Source organism: Bacillus sp. SSR7, from assembly GCF_055902415.1.
Map to the genome: position 1 here is coordinate 117,905 of NZ_JBVVXV010000013.1, position 21,995 is coordinate 139,899.

Annotated in this window: 19 protein-coding genes and 1 pseudogene; 14 read left to right on the top strand and 6 right to left on the bottom strand. The window is 35.5% G+C overall.

Features of this window, described 5'->3' with window-relative positions:
• Positions 1-74: 74 nt before the first annotated feature.
• Positions 75-230: pseudogene (locus tag AC0NJG_RS20880) on the bottom strand (MFS transporter); the annotation flags it as partial.
• Between the two features lie 260 nt (positions 231-490).
• Between AC0NJG_RS20880 and AC0NJG_RS20885 the strand changes: the two are divergent.
• The 3 genes from AC0NJG_RS20885 (at position 491) to AC0NJG_RS20895 (ending at position 5,711) form a co-directional block, all read left to right on the top strand.
• Positions 491-2,266 carry an S-layer homology domain-containing protein gene (locus AC0NJG_RS20885; protein WP_474063361.1) on the top strand — a complete coding sequence of 592 codons (1,776 nt, stop codon included), beginning with the start codon at positions 491-493 and terminating at the stop codon, positions 2,264-2,266.
• A gap of 290 nt (positions 2,267-2,556) precedes the next feature.
• On the top strand, positions 2,557-3,240 hold the full coding sequence (locus tag AC0NJG_RS20890) for a DnaD domain-containing protein (RefSeq protein WP_474063362.1): 684 nt from the start codon (positions 2,557-2,559) through the stop codon (positions 3,238-3,240).
• Positions 3,241-3,320: 80 nt separating this feature from the next.
• Positions 3,321-5,711 carry a penicillin acylase family protein gene (locus AC0NJG_RS20895; protein WP_474063363.1) on the top strand — a complete coding sequence of 797 codons (2,391 nt, stop codon included), beginning with the start codon at positions 3,321-3,323 and terminating at the stop codon, positions 5,709-5,711.
• A 255-nt stretch (positions 5,712-5,966) separates the two neighbouring features.
• Here the strand turns inward: AC0NJG_RS20895 and AC0NJG_RS20900 are convergent, their stop codons facing one another.
• The 3 genes from AC0NJG_RS20900 to AC0NJG_RS20910 all read right to left on the bottom strand — a co-directional run bounded on the left by AC0NJG_RS20900 (position 5,967) and on the right by AC0NJG_RS20910 (position 9,972).
• Positions 5,967-7,754 carry a helix-turn-helix transcriptional regulator gene (locus AC0NJG_RS20900; protein WP_087954914.1) on the bottom strand — a complete coding sequence of 596 codons (1,788 nt, stop codon included), beginning with the start codon at positions 7,752-7,754 and terminating at the stop codon, positions 5,967-5,969.
• 112 nt (positions 7,755-7,866) lie between these two features.
• On the bottom strand, positions 7,867-8,445 hold the full coding sequence (locus AC0NJG_RS20905) for a sensor domain-containing protein (RefSeq protein WP_474063364.1): 579 nt from the start codon (positions 8,443-8,445) through the stop codon (positions 7,867-7,869).
• A 201-nt stretch (positions 8,446-8,646) separates the two neighbouring features.
• The gene (locus AC0NJG_RS20910; RefSeq protein ID WP_242293967.1) at positions 8,647-9,972 is read right to left on the bottom strand and encodes an erythromycin esterase family protein; all 1,326 of its coding nucleotides are present in this window, start codon (positions 9,970-9,972) and stop codon (positions 8,647-8,649) included.
• A 358-nt stretch (positions 9,973-10,330) separates the two neighbouring features.
• Between AC0NJG_RS20910 and AC0NJG_RS20915 the strand changes: the two genes are divergently transcribed.
• The 9 genes from AC0NJG_RS20915 to AC0NJG_RS20955 all read left to right on the top strand — a co-directional run bounded on the left by AC0NJG_RS20915 (position 10,331) and on the right by AC0NJG_RS20955 (position 18,747).
• Positions 10,331-11,200 (top strand): CPBP family intramembrane glutamic endopeptidase, encoded by an 870-nt coding sequence (locus tag AC0NJG_RS20915; protein ID WP_139866113.1) that lies wholly within the window; start codon positions 10,331-10,333, stop codon positions 11,198-11,200.
• A 299-nt stretch (positions 11,201-11,499) separates the two neighbouring features.
• Positions 11,500-12,567: a glycoside hydrolase family 113 gene (locus AC0NJG_RS20920; protein ID WP_431084725.1), complete on the top strand. Its 1,068-nt coding sequence runs from the start codon at positions 11,500-11,502 to the stop codon at positions 12,565-12,567.
• An 89-nt stretch (positions 12,568-12,656) separates the two neighbouring features.
• Complete coding sequence (locus AC0NJG_RS20925; protein WP_062822221.1) at positions 12,657-12,848, top strand: DUF378 domain-containing protein; 192 nt, start codon at positions 12,657-12,659, stop codon at positions 12,846-12,848.
• 282 nt (positions 12,849-13,130) lie between these two features.
• Complete coding sequence (locus tag AC0NJG_RS20930; RefSeq protein WP_431084724.1) at positions 13,131-13,631, top strand: sigma-70 family RNA polymerase sigma factor; 501 nt, start codon at positions 13,131-13,133, stop codon at positions 13,629-13,631.
• Positions 13,621-14,643, top strand: a complete 1,023-nt coding sequence (locus tag AC0NJG_RS20935; RefSeq protein ID WP_431084723.1) for an anti-sigma factor — start codon at positions 13,621-13,623, stop codon at positions 14,641-14,643. Before AC0NJG_RS20930 ends, AC0NJG_RS20935 begins: the two co-directional genes overlap by 11 nt.
• Positions 14,625-14,936, top strand: coding sequence for a hypothetical protein (locus AC0NJG_RS20940; protein ID WP_139866109.1), 312 nt, complete (start codon positions 14,625-14,627; stop codon positions 14,934-14,936). Before AC0NJG_RS20935 ends, AC0NJG_RS20940 begins: the two co-directional genes overlap by 19 nt.
• Before the next feature lie 281 nt (positions 14,937-15,217).
• On the top strand, positions 15,218-16,300 hold the full coding sequence (gene serC / locus AC0NJG_RS20945; RefSeq protein WP_474063365.1) for a 3-phosphoserine/phosphohydroxythreonine transaminase: 1,083 nt from the start codon (positions 15,218-15,220) through the stop codon (positions 16,298-16,300).
• A 12-nt stretch (positions 16,301-16,312) separates the two neighbouring features.
• Positions 16,313-17,485 (top strand): 3-phosphoglycerate dehydrogenase family protein, encoded by a 1,173-nt coding sequence (locus tag AC0NJG_RS20950; protein ID WP_474063366.1) that lies wholly within the window; start codon positions 16,313-16,315, stop codon positions 17,483-17,485.
• A 14-nt stretch (positions 17,486-17,499) separates the two neighbouring features.
• Positions 17,500-18,747 (top strand): DUF1015 domain-containing protein, encoded by a 1,248-nt coding sequence (locus AC0NJG_RS20955; protein WP_087996119.1) that lies wholly within the window; start codon positions 17,500-17,502, stop codon positions 18,745-18,747.
• A 186-nt stretch (positions 18,748-18,933) separates the two neighbouring features.
• Here the strand turns inward: AC0NJG_RS20955 and AC0NJG_RS20960 are convergent, their stop codons facing one another.
• Positions 18,934-19,329 carry a DUF3224 domain-containing protein gene (locus AC0NJG_RS20960; protein WP_087996116.1) on the bottom strand — a complete coding sequence of 132 codons (396 nt, stop codon included), beginning with the start codon at positions 19,327-19,329 and terminating at the stop codon, positions 18,934-18,936.
• A 75-nt stretch (positions 19,330-19,404) separates the two neighbouring features.
• Complete coding sequence (locus AC0NJG_RS20965) at positions 19,405-20,436, bottom strand: S66 family peptidase (RefSeq protein ID WP_474063367.1); 1,032 nt, start codon at positions 20,434-20,436, stop codon at positions 19,405-19,407.
• 289 nt (positions 20,437-20,725) lie between these two features.
• Here AC0NJG_RS20965 and AC0NJG_RS20970 point away from each other — a divergent pair, with 289 nt between their 5' ends.
• Together AC0NJG_RS20970 and AC0NJG_RS20975 are read left to right on the top strand one after the other, a co-directional pair.
• The gene (locus AC0NJG_RS20970) at positions 20,726-21,367 is read left to right on the top strand and encodes an ATP F0F1 synthase subunit alpha (RefSeq protein ID WP_087953132.1); all 642 of its coding nucleotides are present in this window, start codon (positions 20,726-20,728) and stop codon (positions 21,365-21,367) included.
• A gap of 180 nt (positions 21,368-21,547) precedes the next feature.
• Complete coding sequence (locus tag AC0NJG_RS20975; RefSeq protein WP_000440733.1) at positions 21,548-21,817, top strand: 2TM domain-containing protein; 270 nt, start codon at positions 21,548-21,550, stop codon at positions 21,815-21,817.
• Positions 21,818-21,995 lie beyond the last annotated feature (178 nt).

A 21,995-nucleotide genomic window follows, 5' to 3' on the forward strand; every position in this document is an offset into this window, starting at 1 on the left:
AAAAATAAATGCTATTCTATAGTTTTGTAGAAAAACACGTATGAAACAAAAATGAATTATTCTTCTTTCGGCTGTTATGATCGACGTAAGGTTATTAACCAAAATAGAAGAGCGAAAGCACTAACAGATACACCTAATATGCATACTCCATCCCAACCATATTTTGCATACGTATTTGTTGAAAGAATTGCACCTGTTGCACTACCGATAGAGTTAAAAATTATGTAACTTTATAATTATTTATTTTTTGAAAAGTAGTAGGGTGTAAGGCGATAAGTGCTTTTGACGGCGATTGCAATTGGTTATTAAATAATGTCTGTTAAGGGGTTTTCTAGAAACTATCATTCGCCTGCTGGGGATAAAATGCAGTGTTTATAAAAAGGCGGAATAACCATATTTTTATACATAGTAGATTCATAGTCTTTCACGAATGAGAAAATAAAGGGAGGTTGAGATATTTACACGAACAGTGTAGGTATCGATTACAGCAATGAATATTAAAAAACGAGTAATCGCACTATCAACAAGTCTAGTAATTTTAGGGAGTGCACCTTTATCAATATCAGCAGAAGAGATAAATAAATCTCATACTGACCAACTTAGTATTGCACAAGGGGAGCGTAGAACGAACGTATTACGTTATTCTAATTTCAATCTAGAAACTCCAGATCACATGCAAATTAATGAAGCAGAAGTATCAGAGAACGAGGAAATTCTTCTAGAAGAATATAAACATAAACATGATGAAACAGAAGAGTTACAGAAAATGAAAGAAGCGAAAAAAGGTCAAGTAGCAGAAGATGAAGCTATCTCAAACATTGAAAAGGCATTTGAACATGTAGACGGACGAAATGATGGCTCTACTCGTGAAATGAAGCCGGTTGAAAAACGAAGAGCTATTCAGTATAGTGCATCGATGACTACAAAGAAATATGGAACACTTGCAGGTGTCCCGTTTGTAGAGTGGATTGTTCCAGCTGGAAATCCTGATATTCGCCCTGCAAATCCGATGAAAGCACGCTACATTACAATTCACGAGACTGCAAACACAGCTCGTGGTGCAAATGCTGAAAATCATGCGAAATATTTGTATAAACAAGCAACGGAAGATACGTTCCGAACAGCTTCTTGGCATTTTACTGTAGACGATAAACAAGTTTATCAGCACTTACCAACAAATGAAAACGGTTGGCATGCAGGAGATGGCGATGGCTCAGGAAATAGAGAGTCTATCGGTATCGAAATTTCAGTTAACCAAGATGGAGATTACAATAAAGCGTTAGAGAATGCAAAGAGACTTGCAGGTTATTTAATGAACAAAGAAGGTATTAGTGCGGACCACATTTATAGGCATCAACAATGGAGTGGGAAAAACTGTCCTGATATTTTAATTTCTCGTGGGAATTGGATTGGATTCGTACAAGGTATTCAATGGTATGCAAATGTTAACGCACAAATTGATTCGCCTTTACAAGAAAGAAATGAGCTATTTGATTCCAATGAATATAATCCAGCTGAACCTAATATGGAGCTTGTAGTAAATGGTGATGGTATAAACGTACGTAGTGGTTCGGGACTTGAACATCATATCGTTCGTAAAGCTTCAAACGGGGATCGTTACAAAGTGTTAGCAGTTAAAAATGGTTGGTATAAAGTAGGTAACGATGAGTGGATTTTCTATAACCCAAGTTGGATTAAGATAAACTATAATGTGCCACATAAAGAAGTACAAAAACCAAAAGATGATATTACAGGTGGATGGTTTGAAGGAAACATTCGTAAGCTGAACAGCCTAGGAATTATGAACGGTGAAGGAAATGGTGTATTTGCGCCTTATCGTAATGTTACGAGAGCTGAGTTTGCGACATTAATCTCAAATGCTCTCAAGCTACCAGAAGGAAACAAGTCATTTGTAGATATTGACAAAGCGCATCCATCCCTTCATAGCGGTATGAAACGTAGTGCAAGTGCAGGAATTATTAACGGTCGTGGCGGCGGGATTTTTGATCCTAACGCATCTATCACACGTGAAGAAGCATCGATCATGATTGACAACGCATTACAGTATAACCGTGTTACAGGTGAATTAGTTGCATTGCCATTTAGGGATAAACATTTGATCACATATAAACAGCCTATTCAACGATTATATAGCTTAAAAGTAGTTACTGGTGTTGGAAATAATGAGTTTAATCCTAAAGGGACAGCAACTCGTGGTGAAGCAGCTGCCTTTTTAGTGAAGATGTTAGATGCAAGTCAAAAATAGAAAGAATGATAAAGGAGCTATCCAAAATGAGAATTTGGAACAGCTCCTTTTTATATAAGCCCTTATTAAGCCCCTTCCAAGCCCCTTATAAGCACCTACCAAGTAATAAATCACTAAGAAAAAACAAAACAAAAACAACTACAAGAGCAAAAAAGCGCGAAAAAATAAAACCGTCGTTGTAGTAGTTAAAAAAATTTGGAATTCAACTGCAAAAACCAAGCCCTCACTCCTATATGTATATTGAAGGATTGAAATCTGCCTTTTTATGAAAACAAGGGGGAGGTAAACATATGGCGGTGTACCGTAATGTGCAAGTGAACTTTTGGCAAGATGAATTCATATTAGATTTAACGCCAGAGGAGCGTTATTTTTACATATATTTGTTAACTGGTACGAAAACGAAGCAATGTGGAATTTACGTATTACCGAAGCGTGTGGCAGAACTTGAAACAGGCTACAATATGGAGACTGTTGAGAAGTTATTAAATAGGTTTGTTGAATACGGAAAGATTTTATACGATGCGGAAACGAAAGAGTTATATATAATAAATTGGCTACACTATAATCCTATTTTAAATACGAATGTAGAAAAATGTGTGTTACGTGAGTTAAAGACTGTAAAAAATAAAGAATTTATACATATGTTTTTACGTACATGTCTGGAAGAAGAATGGAAGATTCCATTGTTATTGCAGTATTTTGGTATGCCAGAGGAAGAGGACACTCCACATAGTGAAGTTTATAAGTTTTACGAGCAACATATAAGTAGTCTATCCCCATATATCGTGAAGGAATTGAAAGAGTGGATACGAAAAGTTTCAGGAGAGAGAGTATTAGAGGCGCTTAAAATTGCGTTTGAACATAATAAGAGAACGCTCGCTTATGTAAAGGGGATTTTGAGGAATTGGTGTAAGAAAGGACGGGGAGATTTCAGTGGAAGAAAGGAAGGAGAAGTCTGTTTACATGATCCATAACATGAGAAAAGAAGGATTTTTCCTATTCAAAAAGGTTCTTTCAAAATAGAAGCGAATAGTTTGAGGTAGGAGGGGGTTATATGGAAGTTGTTATAAAAAAGAAACGAACTCGTGGTAAGAGAATTTTTATTTGGTCGAGTAGTATTGTTCTTTTGTTAATGATTTGTACAGCGATTTTTTTGAACATATATACGCTTAGATCTGTGCCAAAGATAGATGGAACGATAAAGCTAGAGGATTTACAACGTGCTGTTACGGTGAAAAGAGATAGTAAAGGTGTACCGCATATTAAAGCGGAAAATGCACATGATTTATATTTTTCGCAAGGGTATGTACAAGCACAAGATCGGTTATTTCAAATGGATTTAAGTAGAAGGCAAGCTTCTGGGATGTTAAGTGAAGTTGTAGGGGAAGCAGCTATTGATCGAGATAAGTTGTTTCGAACGCTCGGTTTACGGCGAGCAGCCGAAGCATCTGTTAGTCAATATGATGGAGAAGCGAAAGATGCTCTGCAGTCATTTGCTGATGGGGTGAATACCTTTATACGCGAGGCAAAAGTGGAAAAGAAATTGCCAGTTGAGTTTACTATATTAGGCTATGAACCTGCTGAATGGTCCATTGTGGATACGTTAACGATTGGAAAGTATATGGCGTTTGATTTAGGGGGACATTGGCACGGACAGGCATTTCGATATTGGGCGCTGAAAAATTTGCCGAAAGAGCAAGTAAATGAGTTATTTCCTACATATCCGAAAGATGCGCCTAGATTGCTAGCTGAACTGAAAAATACAAATGTAGACGTAGCACAAAGTTTTGCAAAAACGATCATTCCGTCAGAGTTTAATGGTAGTAATAACTGGGTCATAAGCGGTGAGAAGAGTGCGTCTGGTAAGCCAATTTTAGCGGATGATCCTCATTTATCTCTTGCCACGCCTTCTATTTGGTATCAATCAAAACTTGAAATGAAAGATTTGATTGTGAGTGGTGTTATTTTCGCTGGCGTGCCAGGTGTTATATTAGGGCACAATGACAAAATAGCATGGGGTGTTACGAATACCGGTCCTGATGTGCAAGATTTATATATTGAGAAGCGAAATCCTAATAATGAAAATGAATTTTTGTATAACGATAAGTGGGAAAAAGCTACCGTTGTTGATGAATCTATTAAAGTAAAAGGCGGGAAAACAATTCCGTATAACGTTACAGTTACGAGGCATGGCCCAGTCATTTCGGAGTTTGCGGATAAAGGGAAAGAGAAAACGAAAACAGTATTTGCTTTAAAGTGGACTGCTTTAGAGCCTTCGGCTGAATTAAAGGCTGTATTAAATATGAATCAGGCGAAAGACTGGAATGAGTTTGAAACGGCTCTTCAAGATTTTCATACACCAACTCAAAACTTTGTATTTGCATCAAATGATGGCACAATTGCTTATAAAGCAAATGGAAATATACCAGTGCGTAAAAAAGGTGATGGTAGTCTACCAGTGCCAGGATGGACAGATGAATATGAATGGGAAGGGTATATCCCATATGATCAACTTCCAAAAGTAATCAATCCAAAACAAGGGTTTATTTCCACTGCGAATAATAAAATTGTTGATGATCATTATCCGTACCATATTAGTAATACGTGGGCACAGCCATATAGGCAAATACGTATTCAAGAGTTTTTACAAGAGAAGGAAAAGTATACGGTGAAAGATTTAGAAGAGTTACAGATGGATCAAAAAAATTTATATGGGAAAGAGTTTGCTCCTATATTGTTAAAAGAGTTAAATAAAGCATCTTTAAATGAAGTAGAGAAAGAGGGCGTAAAACAATTAACGAAGTGGAATTTTTACGATAGTAAAGATGAATCGGCACCGTTAATATTCCATCTATTAATGAAAGAGATTTTAAATACGTTATTTTCAAAAGAAATACCGAAAGATGTGATGGAGTTATTTGAAGGAAAGGCACAAGTTGTTGATGAATTAATTCGAAAAGAAGTAGCAGGAGAACATAGCGCTTGGTTTATGAAGTACGGAGGCTTCACAAAAGTTGTGCATACATCGTACGAGAATGTAATGAAGAAATTACAGAAGGAGTATGGACCGAATGTTGCGGAGTGGAAGTGGGGCGATTACCATCAACTTGCTTTTACACATCCAATCTCCAAATCATCTAGTATGTTAGCATTACTTGCATTTAATCGCGAAAAACCAGTTCCAATTGGTGGAAGTCAAGTTACCGTTCAAGCAGCGAGCTACGGCGATAATGGTATCGTCAATCACGGAGCTTCTTGGCGATTCGTCATTGATACGAAAGATATGTCAAACGGTTATCATATCGTAGGGCCAGGACAATCAGGACATTTTAGAAGTGATTGGTATCATGATCAAATAGATGATTGGGTAAATGGAACGTATCATACGACTTCATTGAATACGGAGGGGATAGAGGGGAAGGTGTTAAATTTAGAGCCGAAGTGATAATATTTCCACTGATGAAAAATGTTAAATTAGAACATAACCCAGTCCTAAAATACAAAAGCCTACTATCAGATAAATTGATAGTAGGCTTTTGTATTTTAGAGGATAAGATTCAATGATTTTATTATTCCAAAACAGTAAGTGTTTTAACATTTACTTATACGATAAGGAGCTTTATTTACTCTGTTACAAAAGAAACCACACAAAGCATTCTTTTTCTTTGTTGCTCATTTTTATACACCGCAAAACATTTTGTTATTCAATAATTCCAATTTCTAGAGCCTTTTGAACAGCTTCTTCTTTGTTACGGACTCCTAGCTTTGTATAAGCTGTGGAAGCATAATTTCTGACCGTACCATTTGATAAATATAACCTTGATGCTATGGTAGTGTATCGAAGTCCCTTTGCTACTAGTTGCAATATTTCTATCTCTCTAGCTGTTAGCTCATAAGCGGTTGCTTTTGATTGTGGTGTCTTTTTTGGCTCATTAAACTTCTCAAATATTTTGTGAGACATTCCCTGATCAATTAGTGTCCCACCTTTGTGAATAAGTCGGATCGTATTAGCTAGCTCCAACGTTTCAATAGATTTGAGTAAAAAACCATCCGCACCGTTGCGAAGCGATTCCAACGCCTGTTCGGTATCCTGAAAAGTTGTAAAAATCAATATGCGGATATGTGGCCATTGTTGCTTAATCTTTTTGGTTGCTTCGACTCCATCCATGTGCTGCATATCTAAATCCATAAGTATAACATGGGGTTGAAGGCGCCCGCACAAATCGATGGCTTGATTGCCATCCTCGGCCAAACCGACTACATTTAAATCTTCATATCTATCAAGTAGTGTCCTCAAACTTTCTCGAACAAATGGCTGATCATCTACAATTAACAAACGAATAAGTCCATCTTTTATTTCAGTTTGTCGCGGTATGGTACATGTAACAAGCATTCCTTCATCTGGATTTGTATATACAGACAATTGACCTTGCAAATTCATTGCTCGTTCTTTCATCGCATTCATACCGAAGCCTTCCTGCCAGTCTACATTTCCTTTTCCATTATCTCGAACTTCTAATCTCGTATATTGTTGTTCAAACTGCAATGAAACTGTAATTTCAGTCCCCTGACCATGGCGTACTGCATTCGTAAGTGACTCTTGTAAGCAGCGAATGAACGCGATTTTCGCTTGCTGAGACAATTCATATTCCTCTCCGAATGTCCTAAAACTTACATTTACCTGAGCGTGCTCCTGAAATTCGGCTCCAAGATTTTGTAGAGATTGAATCAAGGAAGACGATTGACACGGAGAATCCATTTGATGTAGGTAACCTCTCACGTCCTCGATGCTTTTACGTCCCATTTCAAGCAGAGAATCTAGCCTCTGTATACCCATTTCAGTAGCAAGTTCGGTACGCAACGTTTCCATCCCCATAATAATAGAAGTATAAGCGTGACCAACTGTATCATGAAGCTCACCCGACAGTCTGTTCCGTTCTTCTGCGAGTGTAATACGTTCAATCTGAGACATATATTGCTCAAGTACCGCGTTTTGTTTACGAATCGCTTCATTTTGCTTATGATTGACGATTAATAAATGAAAAGCGAATCCCATTACATAAGCGAATCCATAATAGATGACCATAACCCAATAGCTATTACTTGGCGCAACCGCATAAAAAATTCCAGTTGTTATAAAAACTGTTGTTGGAGCTGTCCAATAATAGGACAAATGCTTACTATTTGCTGCAATAAGAAACACTGATATAAGAAAAATATTGTAAGCCTCTGGAAATAAAGAGGTTAAATATATACATAGTCCACCATAAAGTAATATTTCTATGAATAAATAATATTTATAATTGAATAGTAAGGCTACCCATGGAACAGAGAAGGCAATAATTTCCCAAAGAATAATAATCCAAAGTGGTAATGTTAAACCATCCTGAAAATTTAATGTAGCTAGAATGATAGACACACTAGCAAGTAGACGGATACCTAACATAATCCAATCATACCAAAACCAATATTTAACCATATCAAACAAGTTATTTACCCCCCTAAATAGCCTACCTTTTTACTTCCTATATTATAATTTAATCCTTCCTCATTATACTTTTTATTTTAAAACTGTGATACTACACACAGACTGCAAATTTCTACTGATTTAGTTGCCGAATCATGCTACGTGTATAGCCTCCAATTCTCTTTGTTAAACAATCTACTATTTTAATACTTATGGCGGTAAATACTATACCCATAAACATTACAAAGAGTGACTTAGCAAAAGTATCTATTTGTATGAATATAATATTCATTTCGATGTATTGATACAGTAGTGGTGCCAACAGCAACATAAGTGGCATTACATAAAAAATGATTGCACTAATGAGACTGAAAATGCCAATCACTAATTTCTGCATTAACCAAAAGACAGCAGACCAAGTGTGACGATCTGTAAGCACTAATTTCACTTGAACCCAGTTCGATGTATCCATTGTTATACTTCTATCGTAAGAGTCTGTTGAAATATCTGTATAAATTTTCGTCTGTATGCGCTCGAATTGGACAAAGGGTGTGGTAGTCTGTAGTACGCGTATAACTAGTGGAATCCCAACTACCGTAAATGAAAGGGTGAAGCTAAATAGCAGAGCTATTAGATAAAAACAAAAATAAAACAATCCTGTAACGAAAGTTAGCAATAAAAAATAACCATTCTGGATGAATCTTGATTTCATAAAGTTCTCGCTCCTATCTATGTAATAACCGAATTGTACTGCTTTTTTGTCATTCTCACTAGTGTAAAAATGTCATATGACATTTTTAAATGATGCAAAAAAGGGGAGAGTAACCTACTTCTAGTTAAAAAAGGTGCTTATATGAATCCCCATAAAACAATCCCGTTCTTACATCTGCAAGAACGGGATTGTTTTATACTTTTATTTAATATGAGATGGACTTGTTTTTCGAATGTGAAAAATAATATCAAATTGCTCAAGCAATGACTTATTAAAGTATGCCGAGTCGTTCGGTAAGAGTCGTGCCCCTATACTTAGTAATGGTCGTTTTGCTTTAACCCATTTATCTGCTGGTCCTTTAAGGTGACGGTTATCCAATAAAAACATTTTATATGGTACTTTTCCTAGGGTATAATTGAAACTATTTATATCTTGTGGAATCGGATTCGTTATAATCTTATCTCCGGTGTCATTGTATAAGGTGAAATTTCCCTCCGTAGTTGTACTACCAATTGTCACATAATTATTGTCTAAACGTTCCTTCAAAAATTGCCCCGCAACATAAGGGTATAATTCCTCATCGATAATTCCTTTAGCTATATGAATATTGTGTCCCCATACCATCGTTTTACCACCTAATGTCTCTTGTGCCCACATTGCATGATCGGTCAAGTATTGCTCATGCAGCTTTAACATACTTGGATAGTCGTTAGGAATTAGCATTGTGGTAAATTTCTCTATTGCAATTGCCGTTGCTTTCGCCCAGATGTACTCGGATGAAACTATTTCTGTGTTGGCTTGCCCATTCTCATCTTTTAGTAATCGAGCTACTCTCTCAGCGTTTGCTTTGAACTTTTCTTTTATTTCAGGAGCAAGGTCCATATATTCCTTTGTACTTCCATGAAAAGCCGACAATTCTTTATAATTTTCTTCTACTTCTGCCAACAAATCTGGTCGATGCAGTTTTACATAATCAATTACTTTATTAAAACAACCTTGGTCCAACTCCTTTAAGTCGAGCCCGATAAATTGGATCTTTTTTGTATTGGATGGATTAGCATTATAATCTTTCATCCACTCAATCATGGCTAAAATTTCATCAGTAGGATATAACAAGTTTAAAAAATCCCTAGGGTTTCCTTTTCCTGTTTGGATATATTCATTTAGCTTTAAGCCATTTCCCCAATCTTCTTCCATTGTGAAATTTGTAAAACCCATCTCAGTAACCAAATATTTCACAAGGCGAAACTTCATAGTGAAAATTTCAGAGCTTCCATGAGTATTCTCTCCTAATCCTACATATTGTGCGTTCCCAATCATTTTCTTAAGTGGTTTTAAATCCTCAAATGATTTTGATGGGTCTATCGTTTTTAACGGGTAAGCCTGTGATTGTATTGATTTAACTATATTTTTTTGGATTGATTGACCTGAATTTTCGACTGCTACTGTTTGAGCGTTTCCTACTTCCACACATCCTGTGACTAATAAAGCTGTACTAACCATTGCAATGATTCTTTTCTTATTCATTTTCTCCACCTCAATTGAATTATTTGTAAAAGCAAGATTGATTCATGTACTTGCACGAATCAATTGCCTTAATTCAATTGTTAGCTAGCTCATATCATATTTTCTAGTTACATATTGTCATAAGGTTAATTGACACAAGTCATAGAATAATCATTACACTTTTGTACTACCGGCTATGACAACTTATAAATAATAATTCCATTGATGAGTCGCAAGTAAGACTAGATTATAAGTTTGGGAGGGATTTTAACGATGAATGATCTGTATACCAAAATATTTTTATTCTAAGTTGTGTCTTTTGAAATGAAAAAAAGTACATTCGATAAACAAGTGAATGAAAGGGAAAGGGCGGATTACAATGATATTACACGCAAAATCGTTCCATAATAAAGATAAAATCCAACGTGCTAAAATAGGACTTCAACTCTTTTTGAGTATCTTAATCATTACTTCTATTATTCTAAATGTAGTAGTAATAATTACGAAAAGTATGCCGCTTATTGTGGTATATATGTTTACTCCAGCATTTTCTTCTATTTTGACTCGCATAATACTGAAAGAAGGATTTAAAGATGTATCTTTTAGTCTCGGTAACTTAAAGATATGGAAGGGGATTGGTCTTGCTCTGCTAATACCTATGATTATTTGTGGAATTACTTATTCTATCGCCTGGTTGAGCGGAATTGCAGGGTTTCAGCATCCCGAAGGTGGTATGTTAGAACCGATCTACAATTTACTTGGGCTTCAGTATGTAACGGCACCATTCAGTTTCATTTATCTAGTAGTATTGAGCGGTATTTTCGGAAGTTTGCTTAACTTAATCCCAGTTTTGGGAGAAGAAATGGGTTGGCGAGGTTATATGCTCACAAGGCTCGTTGATGCAGAGTTTTCACGGCCTATCCTTATTAGTGGATTGATTTGGGCAACGTGGCATGTTCCAATTGTTATGGCTGGTTTATATGTAGAGGGACCATCTGTCGTTTTTTCAGTACTTGGCATCTATTTTTGTATTGTGCCATTCAGTTATATTACGGCTTATTTACGACTTATCACAGGTAGCGTTTGGCCTTCGGTTATCATCCATACTACTTGGAATGCCATCATTCAAGGACCTTTCGCACGTGCAAGTACAGGATATCAAACTGAGATTTGGATTGGAGAATCTGGCTTGATAACCGCTATTATTATCTTGATAACTGCAATAATTATGTCTCGAATAATGAAGTAAATGTAAAAGTAATACAAACAAAAAGCGAATATAGATAAAGATTTAATTATACGAAAAAGTAGATTCGGTTAGGGTATGAGAAAAAATTAAATAACTTCAATTGTAAAAAGATAAAAAAGGAGCGGAAATACGCTCCTTTTTTATTTACCTTACTATTTTTAGGAGGTTAGTCTGAATAAGATATGGATAAAGGGTGAATAGCATTTTTATTGTTGAAATTTCATTAAATATTCTTGTGGAATATATGTGAAACATTGTATAGAATAAGCAAGAATGCCAAAAATTATAGGGGGGAAGTTGTGAAGAAAAATAAGAGTTTAATAAGTTTTTTAGGAGTGTTTATTATGCTGTTTTCTTTTTGTTTTCAAGGAAATGTACAGGCCGATGTAAATACTGTTCAATCTGGGAAAATCAAATCAGGAAATGTAACGGTATGGGAAGTTGGAAATGTGGCAAAAGTGTTAGCTGATGTAGAGCGTTTAAATTTAAATACAGTAAATGTACCAATTCAAGTAGATATTCCGAACGTGACTTCTACGAACATGGTAATTAATCAAGCGCAAAAGCAACAGGCTATTCTTTTAATTCGAGAATTATCAAAGCGTAATATTCAAGTTATTGTGGAACCGTTCCCATATATTCAGCAAGGAAATATTGGGGAAACGGAATGGAATCCGAGTAATATTAATGATTTCTTCTGGAATTGGAAAACGGTTATTTTGCAAGACATCTTTAACTCGATTACAAGTAAATACAATGTGTATGGGCTTAAGATTGCTTCTAATTTTGTAAATATGGAATATGCAGAAGGATACTGGAGCGATACGATTGATTTTGTTCGCCAGCAGTATAAAGGAAATGTTTTGTATCAAATGAATTGGTGGTTAACAGCAAGCTGGGATCCTTCTTATGAAGCGAAGTTTGTAGAGAAAATCAATCGTCCGTATTTAAAAAAGGTGGATATTGTTAGTATCGATAGTTGGTTTGAAGTTTCAGGGAAAAGAAATCCATCGTATGAAGAGGTAAGACAAAATTTATTTGCGACTACAGTATATAATCGTGGACAAAATGTCGTTCAACAACTAGAACAATTACATAAAGCAACAGGAAAGCCAGTTTACTTTGGTGGATTTAACGTTCCAGCGCGTGAATTGGGCTTGCAAAATCCGTGGAATCCAGATGTTTCTAATGTATTTTCAAAAGACATACAATTAAACGGATGGCGCGCTTACCGTGATGTATTAGAACCGAAACCGTATTTTAAAGGTTTTTCAATTTGGTTTATTGGTTCTCATAATAGTACGCATGCGTATCAAATACATAGTCAAGAAACGGCAGCAGTTATTAATGACTGGTACCGAAAATAATTTTTATAAAATAGGCAAGTTTTGAGGTTCACTACATATATTTCTAGTGAAAGGCCTTTCACCATCTTATCACCTAGGGGGCAATCATCATGAAATTTTTGTCTTACCTTACAGTAATTTTGGTGATTCTTGGCGGTTTGAATTGGTTATTTGTAGCGTTAGATTACAATGTAGTTGAGAAATGGTTTGGTTCTATGCCGGCGCTTGTGGACACTATTTATTGGCTCATTGGTCTTTCTGCTATTTATCAAATTTTTGATCGGTTCTTTACGAACAATTAGCTATTATTCTTTTATTACTAGAGTGTTAAGTACAATTATGTACTTAGCACTTTTTTGTGTGTTTATAAAGTAAGCATCAAATATTCCCTACCTACAATTTGTAAATAATCTCCATACATACTACATGTGGAGTTTTTTAGGAATTTATAGTTATAACATCTTGTATTTTGTTTATAATTGTAAATAGTTATTCAAATGTTATTTCTTTTTTATAAATAAAAAGGAAAAATAATGCAACTTTTTAACGAGCTTATTCGTGTTATATATGAAAGGAGGAGGGGGATGGAAATTGAAGAAATATATAAGGTTTATATAAACGATGTGTACAGGTATTTATTTTCCCTTTCTCGTAGCCATCATGTAGCGGAGGACTTGATGCAGGAGACTTTTTATCGGGCGTATCTTTATCTAGAAGACTATGAAAACCAAAAGGTAAAATCATGGCTTTTTAAAGTGGCGTATCATACGTTTATTGATTTTGTTAGGAAAGAGAGAAAAGTGTCTTTTGTAGGAACGGAGGAATTAGAGACAATACAAGCAGTTGAATCTACAGAAGAGTATGTAGTCGCAAAAAATAGTTATGGAAAATTAATTCAGATTATTCATACTTTACCTGTGGTAGAGGCACAAGCTGTTTTATTATGTGATGTACATCAATTAACGTACGAAGAGGGTGCTTCTGTATTAGATTTAAAGTTAAACACGTATAAAAGTCACATATTTCGCGGGAGAAAGAGATTAAAACAATTGTTAAAGGAGGAAAAGAGTCAAAATGACAAATGATAAACCTCATTCTGAACAAGAAGATTATCAAGACTTGTTGCAAGAAGCTCTTCATCAAAGGCCTGCATCTCTTCCTGATGGAAAACAGGAGCAAGTGTTGAAAATAGGAAAAAAAAGAGCGCGTATTACGAACGTTTTGATTGTATTTACTTTTTTATTACTGATTCAACCTATTATATATATATCTACGCTCTTATACTATGTATTTGCACCTACAAACGCAATGGAGATGCGGAATGTAGTACAACAAACGATAAGTGTAACGGAACCAAATGTATTTATGAAAGAAAGAGACATGGAGCAAACATTGTTACCGCTTAGTTTACAATTGAATTTTGATTTGTATAAAAGGGTAGGAAAGAAAGATATTCGAATAGGCGAAGAGAAAACATATTATTTATTAAGTAAAGTGGCGAAAGTAAGCCGCGAATATACAACAGATGAAAAAATTCCAGAAGTCCCATATATAGATAATGAGGTGTTGTCTCATCCTAATAATTATAATACGTCTTATAATAGTAGCGATGAAGCGCAGGTATTAAAAGGTCTTCCGCAAGAATCTGTTGTAGAAGCATTTGTATCTTTTAGAGAATTATTAAGTGTACAAGAGGTAACGAATATGTTTCCTACTATTGATATCGTCTGGTATGCCGTTAATACAGGATTAGAGGAGAAGCAAAAGAATGATGAGGGTATGTATGTTGCTCCGATTGGTTTTCCAGCAGATATGATTTCAAGTATAGGTGGTCCTTTTGTAAGTGATTCATCTCATGAGGAACAATTTATTGGTGTGCTAAAGTCATTACAGAAGCATGAAAATTTAGCGGTGAAGCTATCTAGAGCGAAAACATTAGAGTTGTCAAAGCGTATTTCTTTTCTTGAAAAAAATGGGATAAAAATATACGGGGCAGTTGTAACTGGCCCTAAAGGTGAAGTTGAAAAATTGATGAGTCATGAAAAAGTTAGAAACTTGAAAGTAGGTGAAGCGAGATTATGGAATTGGCATTCTTAAAAAAAAGAAAGAATCATAGTTATAAACAGGAAACATGGATGGGGACAATTTCATTAATGATTGCCTTTCTAGCGTTATTGTATTTGAACATTACATTGCTTAGTCAAGAAACATTTATAGGCGAAGGTTTTCGGGAAATAGTTGGAGTTGGATTGTTATGTTCAGTCGTAGGCATGATCACAAAAAGAAAAAGTCGAAAATATGCATTGTGGGCATGTAGTTTATTTGTTTTTATGCTACTTTTTACTGTATTTGGATATATGTTAGGTTGGATGATAAGCTTTGGACCGTAAATATGTGGGAAAGAGCGAATGTAGATTCGCTCTTTTTTATGTGTAAAAAGTAAAATAAATAAGAGAAGAACTTATCAAATTTGAAAGGAGAGCAGTATACGTTTTGAATGTTGTTGTGTTTTTTGTTCACTTTATAAAAAATATATTGGTACTTGCAAGCGATTCCATTGCGTCTTGCGCCGTAATAATAGAAAACAAATTGACCGTATATTATATTTCGGGTTATAATTCAGAAAGTTTAAAAAATAATAAGATTGATAAATAGGGAGGTTATTAGGATGATGGAGAGGGTATATAATTTTTCAGCTGGACCATCTATACTCCCTTTGCCAGTTTTAGAGAAAGTGCAAAAGGAGCTTGTAAATTATAACGGGACAGGCATGTCTATTATGGAAATGAGTCATCGATCTTCTTATTTTCAAAGTATTATAGAGGAAGCGAGTAGCTTGCTTCGTGAATTAATGAACATTCCTGATGAGTATGAAGTATTGTTTTTACAGGGTGGTGCTTCATTACAATTTTCTATGATACCGCTGAATGTAATGAATACGTATAAAAAAGCAGGGTACGTATTGACTGGCTCATGGTCTAAAAAGGCGATGCAAGAAGCTGAAAAAGTAGGAGAAGTACAAGTGATTGCTTCTTCTGAAGATGAGAAGTTTACGACAATTCCTAAACTGGATGGTATACTAGGCGATGAAAAACTAGATTATGTACATATTACAACGAACAATACAATTGAGGGAACGAAATATGTGGACATTCCACATGTAGATAAAGTACCGCTCGTTGCGGATATGTCTTCAAATATTTTATCAGAACGATATGATGTTTCGAAGTTTGGTCTTATATATGCGGGAGCGCAAAAGAATTTAGGGCCAGCGGGCTTAACGATTGCGATTATAAAAAGGGATTTAATTGGAGGAGCAGATCGCTCTTGTCCGACAATGTTAAATTATGAAACTTACAGCAAAAATAACTCCTTATATAATACACCGCCGTCTTTTAGTATTTACGTAACGAAACTTGTGCTAGAGTGGCTGAAAGAGCAAGGCGGGGTATCTGCGATTGAAGAACAAAATAAAATGAAATCTTCACTTCTTTACAATTTCTTAGATGAATCAAAAATGTTTACTTCACCAGTTGATCCTACGTATCGATCACTTATGAACATTCCGTTTACAACGCCGTCAGAAGAGCTGAACAATGAGTTTTTACAAAAAGCGAAAGAACGCGGCCTTGTTACGTTAAAAGGGCATCGATCAGTCGGTGGTATGCGCGCTAGTATTTATAATGCGATGCCAGCAGAAGGCGTACAGCAATTAGTAAATTATATGAAGGAATTTGAGCTTGAGAATAGATAGGGAGATGGGGATATGTTTCGTGTTCAAACGTTAAATCAAATTGCAGAAAAAGGTTTGCAAGTGCTTAGCGGAGAGCGCTATGAAGTAGGGGAGAGAATGGACCACCCAGACGGCATTTTACTTCGCAGTTATTCTTTACATCAAGAAGATTTTTCAAAAGACTTAAAGGCGATTGCAAGAGCTGGTGCAGGTGTAAATAATATTCCTGTCGAGCGATGTACAGAAAAAGGGATTGTAGTATTTAATACACCAGGAGCGAATGCTAATGCAGTAAAGGAACTTATTATTGCAAGTCTTATTATGTCTTCACGTAACATTATTAACGGAGTAAGCTGGACGAAAAATTTAGAAGGGGAAGAAATACCGCAGCTTGTTGAATCTGGAAAGAAACAATTTGTTGGATCTGAAATTGCGGGGAAACGTCTAGGGGTTATCGGCCTTGGCGCAATCGGTGCTTTAGTTGCGAACGATGCGTTAGCTTTAGGGATGGACGTTGTCGGATACGATCCTTACATTTCAGTTGAAACAGCATGGCGCCTTTCTACACATGTGCAAAGAGCATTTAGTTTAGATGAAATTTTTGCAACGTGTGATTATATTACCCTTCATATTCCTCTTACGAATCAAACGAAGGGGATTATTGGTGAACACGCTATAGAGAAAATGAAAAAAGGAATGCGTTTATTCAATTTTTCTAGAGGAGAACTTGTAGATGAAAAGGTTCTTCAAAAAGCGTTAGAAGAAGATGTTATTGCGCATTACGTAACGGACTTCCCGAATGAAAATGTAATAAAGATGAAAAATGTAACTGCGACGCCTCACCTTGGTGCATCTACATCTGAATCAGAAGAAAATTGTGCGATCATGGCAGCGCGTCAATTACGTGAATATTTAGAGACAGGAAATATTCGTAATTCAGTCAACTATCCAAACGTAGAATTGCCGTATGTTGGAAAGAAACGTATTACAATCATGCATCAAAACGTTCCGAACATGGTAGGACAAATTACAGGATGTTTAGCAGAACATCATATTAATATTGCGGATATGATTAATCGTAGTAAACATTCTTGGGCATATACAATGATTGATATTGATAACGGAATTGATGATATAATAAAAGAGAACATAGTGGAAAATATAAGCAAAATTACAGGTGTTGTAGCCGTTCGAATGATTGTGTAAAGGAGAGAGGGAATTTGGCAAAAATCCGACCGTTTCGGGCCATTCGTCCAGTAGAAGAAAAAGCAGCAGAAGTTGCAGCTTTACCGTATGACGTATTAAATAGTGAAGAAGCAAGAGAGGTTGTAAAAGGGAACCCATTTTCTTTCTTACACGTTGATAAAGCAGAAATTGATTTAGACCCAGCACTTTCACCGTACGATGATCGCGTATATGAAAAAGCGGGTGAAAATTTAAATCGTTTTATACGAGAAGAAGTGTTCATACAAGACGAAGAGCCAGCACTATACATTTATGAACTGACGATGCAAGGAAGAACGCAGTCCGGTCTTGTCGTTTGTACATCTATTGATGAGTATGAAGATGATACAATTAAAAAACATGAAAGAACGCGTCATGAAAAAGAACTAGATCGTATTCGTCACGTAGATGTGTGTGATGCAAATACAGGTCCTATCTTTTTAACATATCGTACAAAAGAAGAAGTGAAACGTTTCATTGCAAACTGGAAAGAAGAACATACACCAATTTATACATTTACAGCAGAAGACGACGTTAGGCATGTTGCTTGGAAAATAGCTGATGAAGAAGTAATTGCGAGTTTAGTAAACTTATTTGAAGATATTCCTAATCTTTATATTGCGGATGGACATCACCGCTCTGCATCAGCTGCAAAAGTAGGGCTTATGCGAAGAGAGCAATATCCGAATTACACAGGAGAAGAAGAGTTTAATTTCTTCCTATCAGTTTTATTCCCTCATGATGAATTATCTATTTGGGATTATAACCGCGTTGTGAAAGATTTAAATGGTTTATCAGAAGAACAGTTTTTAAAGCAAATCAAGCAATACTTCTATGTAGAAGAAGCATCTATTTCTCCGTATAAACCAAATGAACCAAAAACATTTGGCATGTATGTAAACGAGAAGTGGTATAAGCTCACAGTGAAAGAGGAAACGTTTGATGCGAACGACCTTGTAAAAGGTTTAGATGTATCTATTCTGCAAGATCATTTATTAAGCCAAGTACTTGAAATACATGATCCGCGATCTGATTCACGCATTGATTTTGTTGGAGGAATCCGCGGATTAGAAGAACTAGAACGTCTTGTAAATAGCGGTGCATATAAAGCAGCGTTCTCACTATATCCGACATCAATGGAATCTTTATTAGCAATCGCAGACGCTGGAGAAGTTATGCCACCAAAATCAACGTGGTTTGAACCGAAACTGCGCAGTGGGTTGTTTGTACATTCTTTAAAATAAATATAGACTTCATTAGTTTGAAAAACCGAAATGATTTTAGTTTCGGTTTTTCTTATTTTAAAAGAGGTTTTGAGGAGGGGGACCAATGAAATTGCAAGTAGGCGAAAAAATTACCTTTGAACGAACTTTAAGGACATTCCTAGTATTACAAGAAATGTCCTTTTCACTAAATTATAGGGTATTTTGCTAAATTTCAAATTCTAAAATGAGTTTACTGGTTTGACCTGCAAACTGATAATGATAGGATCCTCTCAGACTTTCTAAGTTACCGGTAGCTTTAATAATTGTTCCTGGGGAATCTAAATTTCCTTTATCAAATATTCCTTGTTCTATAGCTGTAAATGTCCCATGTTGCCCTTTATAAACTCCTTCAAAGTGTAAAAATCCAGAAATTTTAGCAGTAGCTAAGTGACCATCATTTATATTTGAGTCTAAATAATATAATAAGTATTCAACAAAAGCCTTTCCTTTTAATTCCCCATCAATATCATATTCGACATGAGCAATATTAATAGGGAAATCTTTTTTATTATCATCGATTGGTTTTTCATCCCATTTACTTACTGTAAATGTTACTTCCATACACGTAATCTCCCTCCAATTATATACTTTTAAAAAGTATCCATTCACAGACATATCTCATAGGAGTGTTTTTATTCATTCCACGCCACTCTCTAAAATAGAAAAAGATACATTTTCACAATCAATTTCTGCCATCGCACCGTAAGGTAAAATAAACTTCGGCTCAGTATGGCCGAAATTTAAATTATAAAGAACTGGCAAGTTTTCTAAGTTATATTCCCTCATAACTTTCAGTATTTCATGTTTATATTCTTCATAATACATTTCGTCTTTTGGTTTACCAAAAATGATACCTTTTGCTTGTTGCAGAATACCTTGCGCTGCGTAATTTCGCAACCAATACTTTATAAAACTTGGTTCTGGATGGTCTTCAGAAGTTTCAAAGAAGAGAATACTATTCTCCCAATGTTTTTTCTCAGGCCAAAGCTCCGTTCCTTTCGCAAATTCCAATACTTCTATACAACCACCAATTAAACGACCTTGTACAGTGGTAGAGCCTTGAAGTAGCTCATATCCATTGTTTTGTTGCATCGTACGTCTTGTATGCTTATTTATCTCTATCCATTCTAAACGCTCACTCGTCCATTCAGGAGCTTGTTGAATCTCGCCAATCGTTTCATTTGAAAAGAGAGTTCGATTTACCATTTCAACCGTATATGGATCCATCTCTACATTTTCGGCAAAGTCGGTCAAAATTGCTGGACCGTAAAAGGAGGAAATTCCTGCTTTATGACAAAACAAGTGTGAAACGGTAACATCAGAGTATCCCATAAAAATTTTCGGGTTTTCACGTATTACATTAAAATCTATATAAGGAAGTAAGCGAATGCTATCTTCACCGCCAATATTCGCAATAATGGCTTTCACGCGCGTATCTTGAAATGCTGTCATTAAATCTTCCGCACGAGCCTGTGGATTGTTATAAATGAATTCGCTACCTTTTAAACTATTTGGCATTGGGATAACCGTAAGACCGAAAATCTCTTCTAATCTCTTTACTCCTTGTTCATAACGCCATCTTATCTCAGAATCACCTGCGCCTCCCCATGAAGGACTTACTGTTGCTACAATATCACCTGGCTGTAATCTCTTTGGTTTTATTAACATATGAATTCCGCCCCTACATAATGTAATGAACTACGATTATACAAACCGTAGCATTGAAAAATATGATGCATGTCATTAGTTTCTTCATCATCAATTCGTTTCCCTGCTGTTATGCAAGAATTTGGCAGTATTGTTGAATATAGAAATAATCGATTTATATGTAAAAATCACATTATGCATCATTGCATGAGAAAGAGGGTTGCTATTTTTTATAACCTGTAACTATAATGGTTACAGGTTGGTTGTATCCAATCAAAAATAAAATCATCATGAATGGAGATGTTTCATAATGGGTATGAAAAAATTAATTTTAGCAGGTGCTTTAGGGATTGCAACATTATCAGGAACGAATTTACCAGGGTTAGAACTAACAAAAGTGAGTGCAGCTTCTATTGAATCGAATTTCTCGACGTTAGAAGGACGAGTAGTAGAAGTAGATAACGGTGTAATTGTTGTTAAATCTAAGCAATACGAAGAACCTGTTAGTGTATATATAGATTCATTTTCAAACGTGAAAGTAGGAGATGAAGTAAAAGCTACTGGATCTATGATGCGTAATTTTACAGAATATATGGTTGCAACTGCAATTGAAAATACAACAAACAAGTTAGGCATGCATATGAAAGAAGACGGTTCTCCTGATTATGTAATTGGTGAAGTATCAAAAGTAGGAACGATGGAAGATGAGGGAGACGGTGCTACTAAATATGTCGTAGTCGAGTATCCATCGCTAAACGGGAAGAAAGTTATTATTGATGTTTTCTTAACAAAGGGACAAGTATTTAAAGCGGGTGAGAAAGTGAAAATTGATATGAAGTATGTAGGCTGGGGCGGAAGTTCTATTAACTGGAACACAGTTGACCATATTGAAAAAGTTCATGAGGTAAAGAGCAACGTTGAAAATAATGATGATGTTTGGATTTGGTCTTAATTAGACTAATGTAAATAATAAATGTATCATGCAGTACCCAGCAAGCGGTCATACACATGACTATTTGCTGGGTACTTTTTTGTTTTGTATTTTATTTGAGAATAAGGGATTTTCGATTAGAATATGATATTTAAATCGGAGCGAATTTAAAAAATACAATAATGAAAGAGGTGTTTACATATGGAGCGAAATGAGAATTATTTACGAGCTAAAAAAAGGGTGGAGAATTTAAAAGCGTTTTACATTCATTTAACGGTCTATATATTAGTGAACTTAATGCTTTTTTTCATAAATATAAGTTCTGATTCAAGTAAATTATGGTTTTTATATCCACTTGGAGGTTGGGGGATCGGTATCGTTATACACGGTTTAACAACTTTTCCATTTGGGATATTCGGAAAAGAGTGGGAAGAACGAAAGATTAAAGAGTATATGGAGAAAGATAAGTGAATTTATTTTTGGAATGTATGAATATAAATCTCTACAATCAAATGTTTGATGCGAAGCCTATTCTATAGCTTCGCCTATTTGTTTTGTATTCGAAGTTTGTGCGAGTGAGAGTGTTCCTATTCACTTTTCAGCGTGAATAGCATATGAAATCAAAACTTTACTTGTAGCACATAATAAA

Coding starts and splice junctions, on each gene's coding strand:
- AC0NJG_RS20940 (WP_139866109.1), top strand. CDS start 14,625: ATGGAATTGGCATTCTTAAAAAAAAGAAAGAATCATAGTTATAAACAG.
- AC0NJG_RS20895 (WP_474063363.1), top strand. CDS start 3,321: ATGGAAGTTGTTATAAAAAAGAAACGAACTCGTGGTAAGAGAATTTTT.
- AC0NJG_RS20960 (WP_087996116.1), bottom strand. CDS start 19,329: ATGGAAGTAACATTTACAGTAAGTAAATGGGATGAAAAACCAATCGAT.
- AC0NJG_RS20975 (WP_000440733.1), top strand. CDS start 21,548: ATGGAGCGAAATGAGAATTATTTACGAGCTAAAAAAAGGGTGGAGAAT.
- AC0NJG_RS20915 (WP_139866113.1), top strand. CDS start 10,331: ATGATATTACACGCAAAATCGTTCCATAATAAAGATAAAATCCAACGT.
- AC0NJG_RS20930 (WP_431084724.1), top strand. CDS start 13,131: ATGGAAATTGAAGAAATATATAAGGTTTATATAAACGATGTGTACAGG.
- AC0NJG_RS20905 (WP_474063364.1), bottom strand. CDS start 8,445: ATGAAATCAAGATTCATCCAGAATGGTTATTTTTTATTGCTAACTTTC.
- AC0NJG_RS20935 (WP_431084723.1), top strand. CDS start 13,621: ATGACAAATGATAAACCTCATTCTGAACAAGAAGATTATCAAGACTTG.
- AC0NJG_RS20970 (WP_087953132.1), top strand. CDS start 20,726: ATGGGTATGAAAAAATTAATTTTAGCAGGTGCTTTAGGGATTGCAACA.
- AC0NJG_RS20890 (WP_474063362.1), top strand. CDS start 2,557: ATGGCGGTGTACCGTAATGTGCAAGTGAACTTTTGGCAAGATGAATTC.
- AC0NJG_RS20965 (WP_474063367.1), bottom strand. CDS start 20,436: ATGTTAATAAAACCAAAGAGATTACAGCCAGGTGATATTGTAGCAACA.
- AC0NJG_RS20910 (WP_242293967.1), bottom strand. CDS start 9,972: ATGAATAAGAAAAGAATCATTGCAATGGTTAGTACAGCTTTATTAGTC.
- AC0NJG_RS20885 (WP_474063361.1), top strand. CDS start 491: ATGAATATTAAAAAACGAGTAATCGCACTATCAACAAGTCTAGTAATT.
- serC (WP_474063365.1), top strand. CDS start 15,218: ATGGAGAGGGTATATAATTTTTCAGCTGGACCATCTATACTCCCTTTG.
- AC0NJG_RS20950 (WP_474063366.1), top strand. CDS start 16,313: ATGTTTCGTGTTCAAACGTTAAATCAAATTGCAGAAAAAGGTTTGCAA.
- AC0NJG_RS20925 (WP_062822221.1), top strand. CDS start 12,657: ATGAAATTTTTGTCTTACCTTACAGTAATTTTGGTGATTCTTGGCGGT.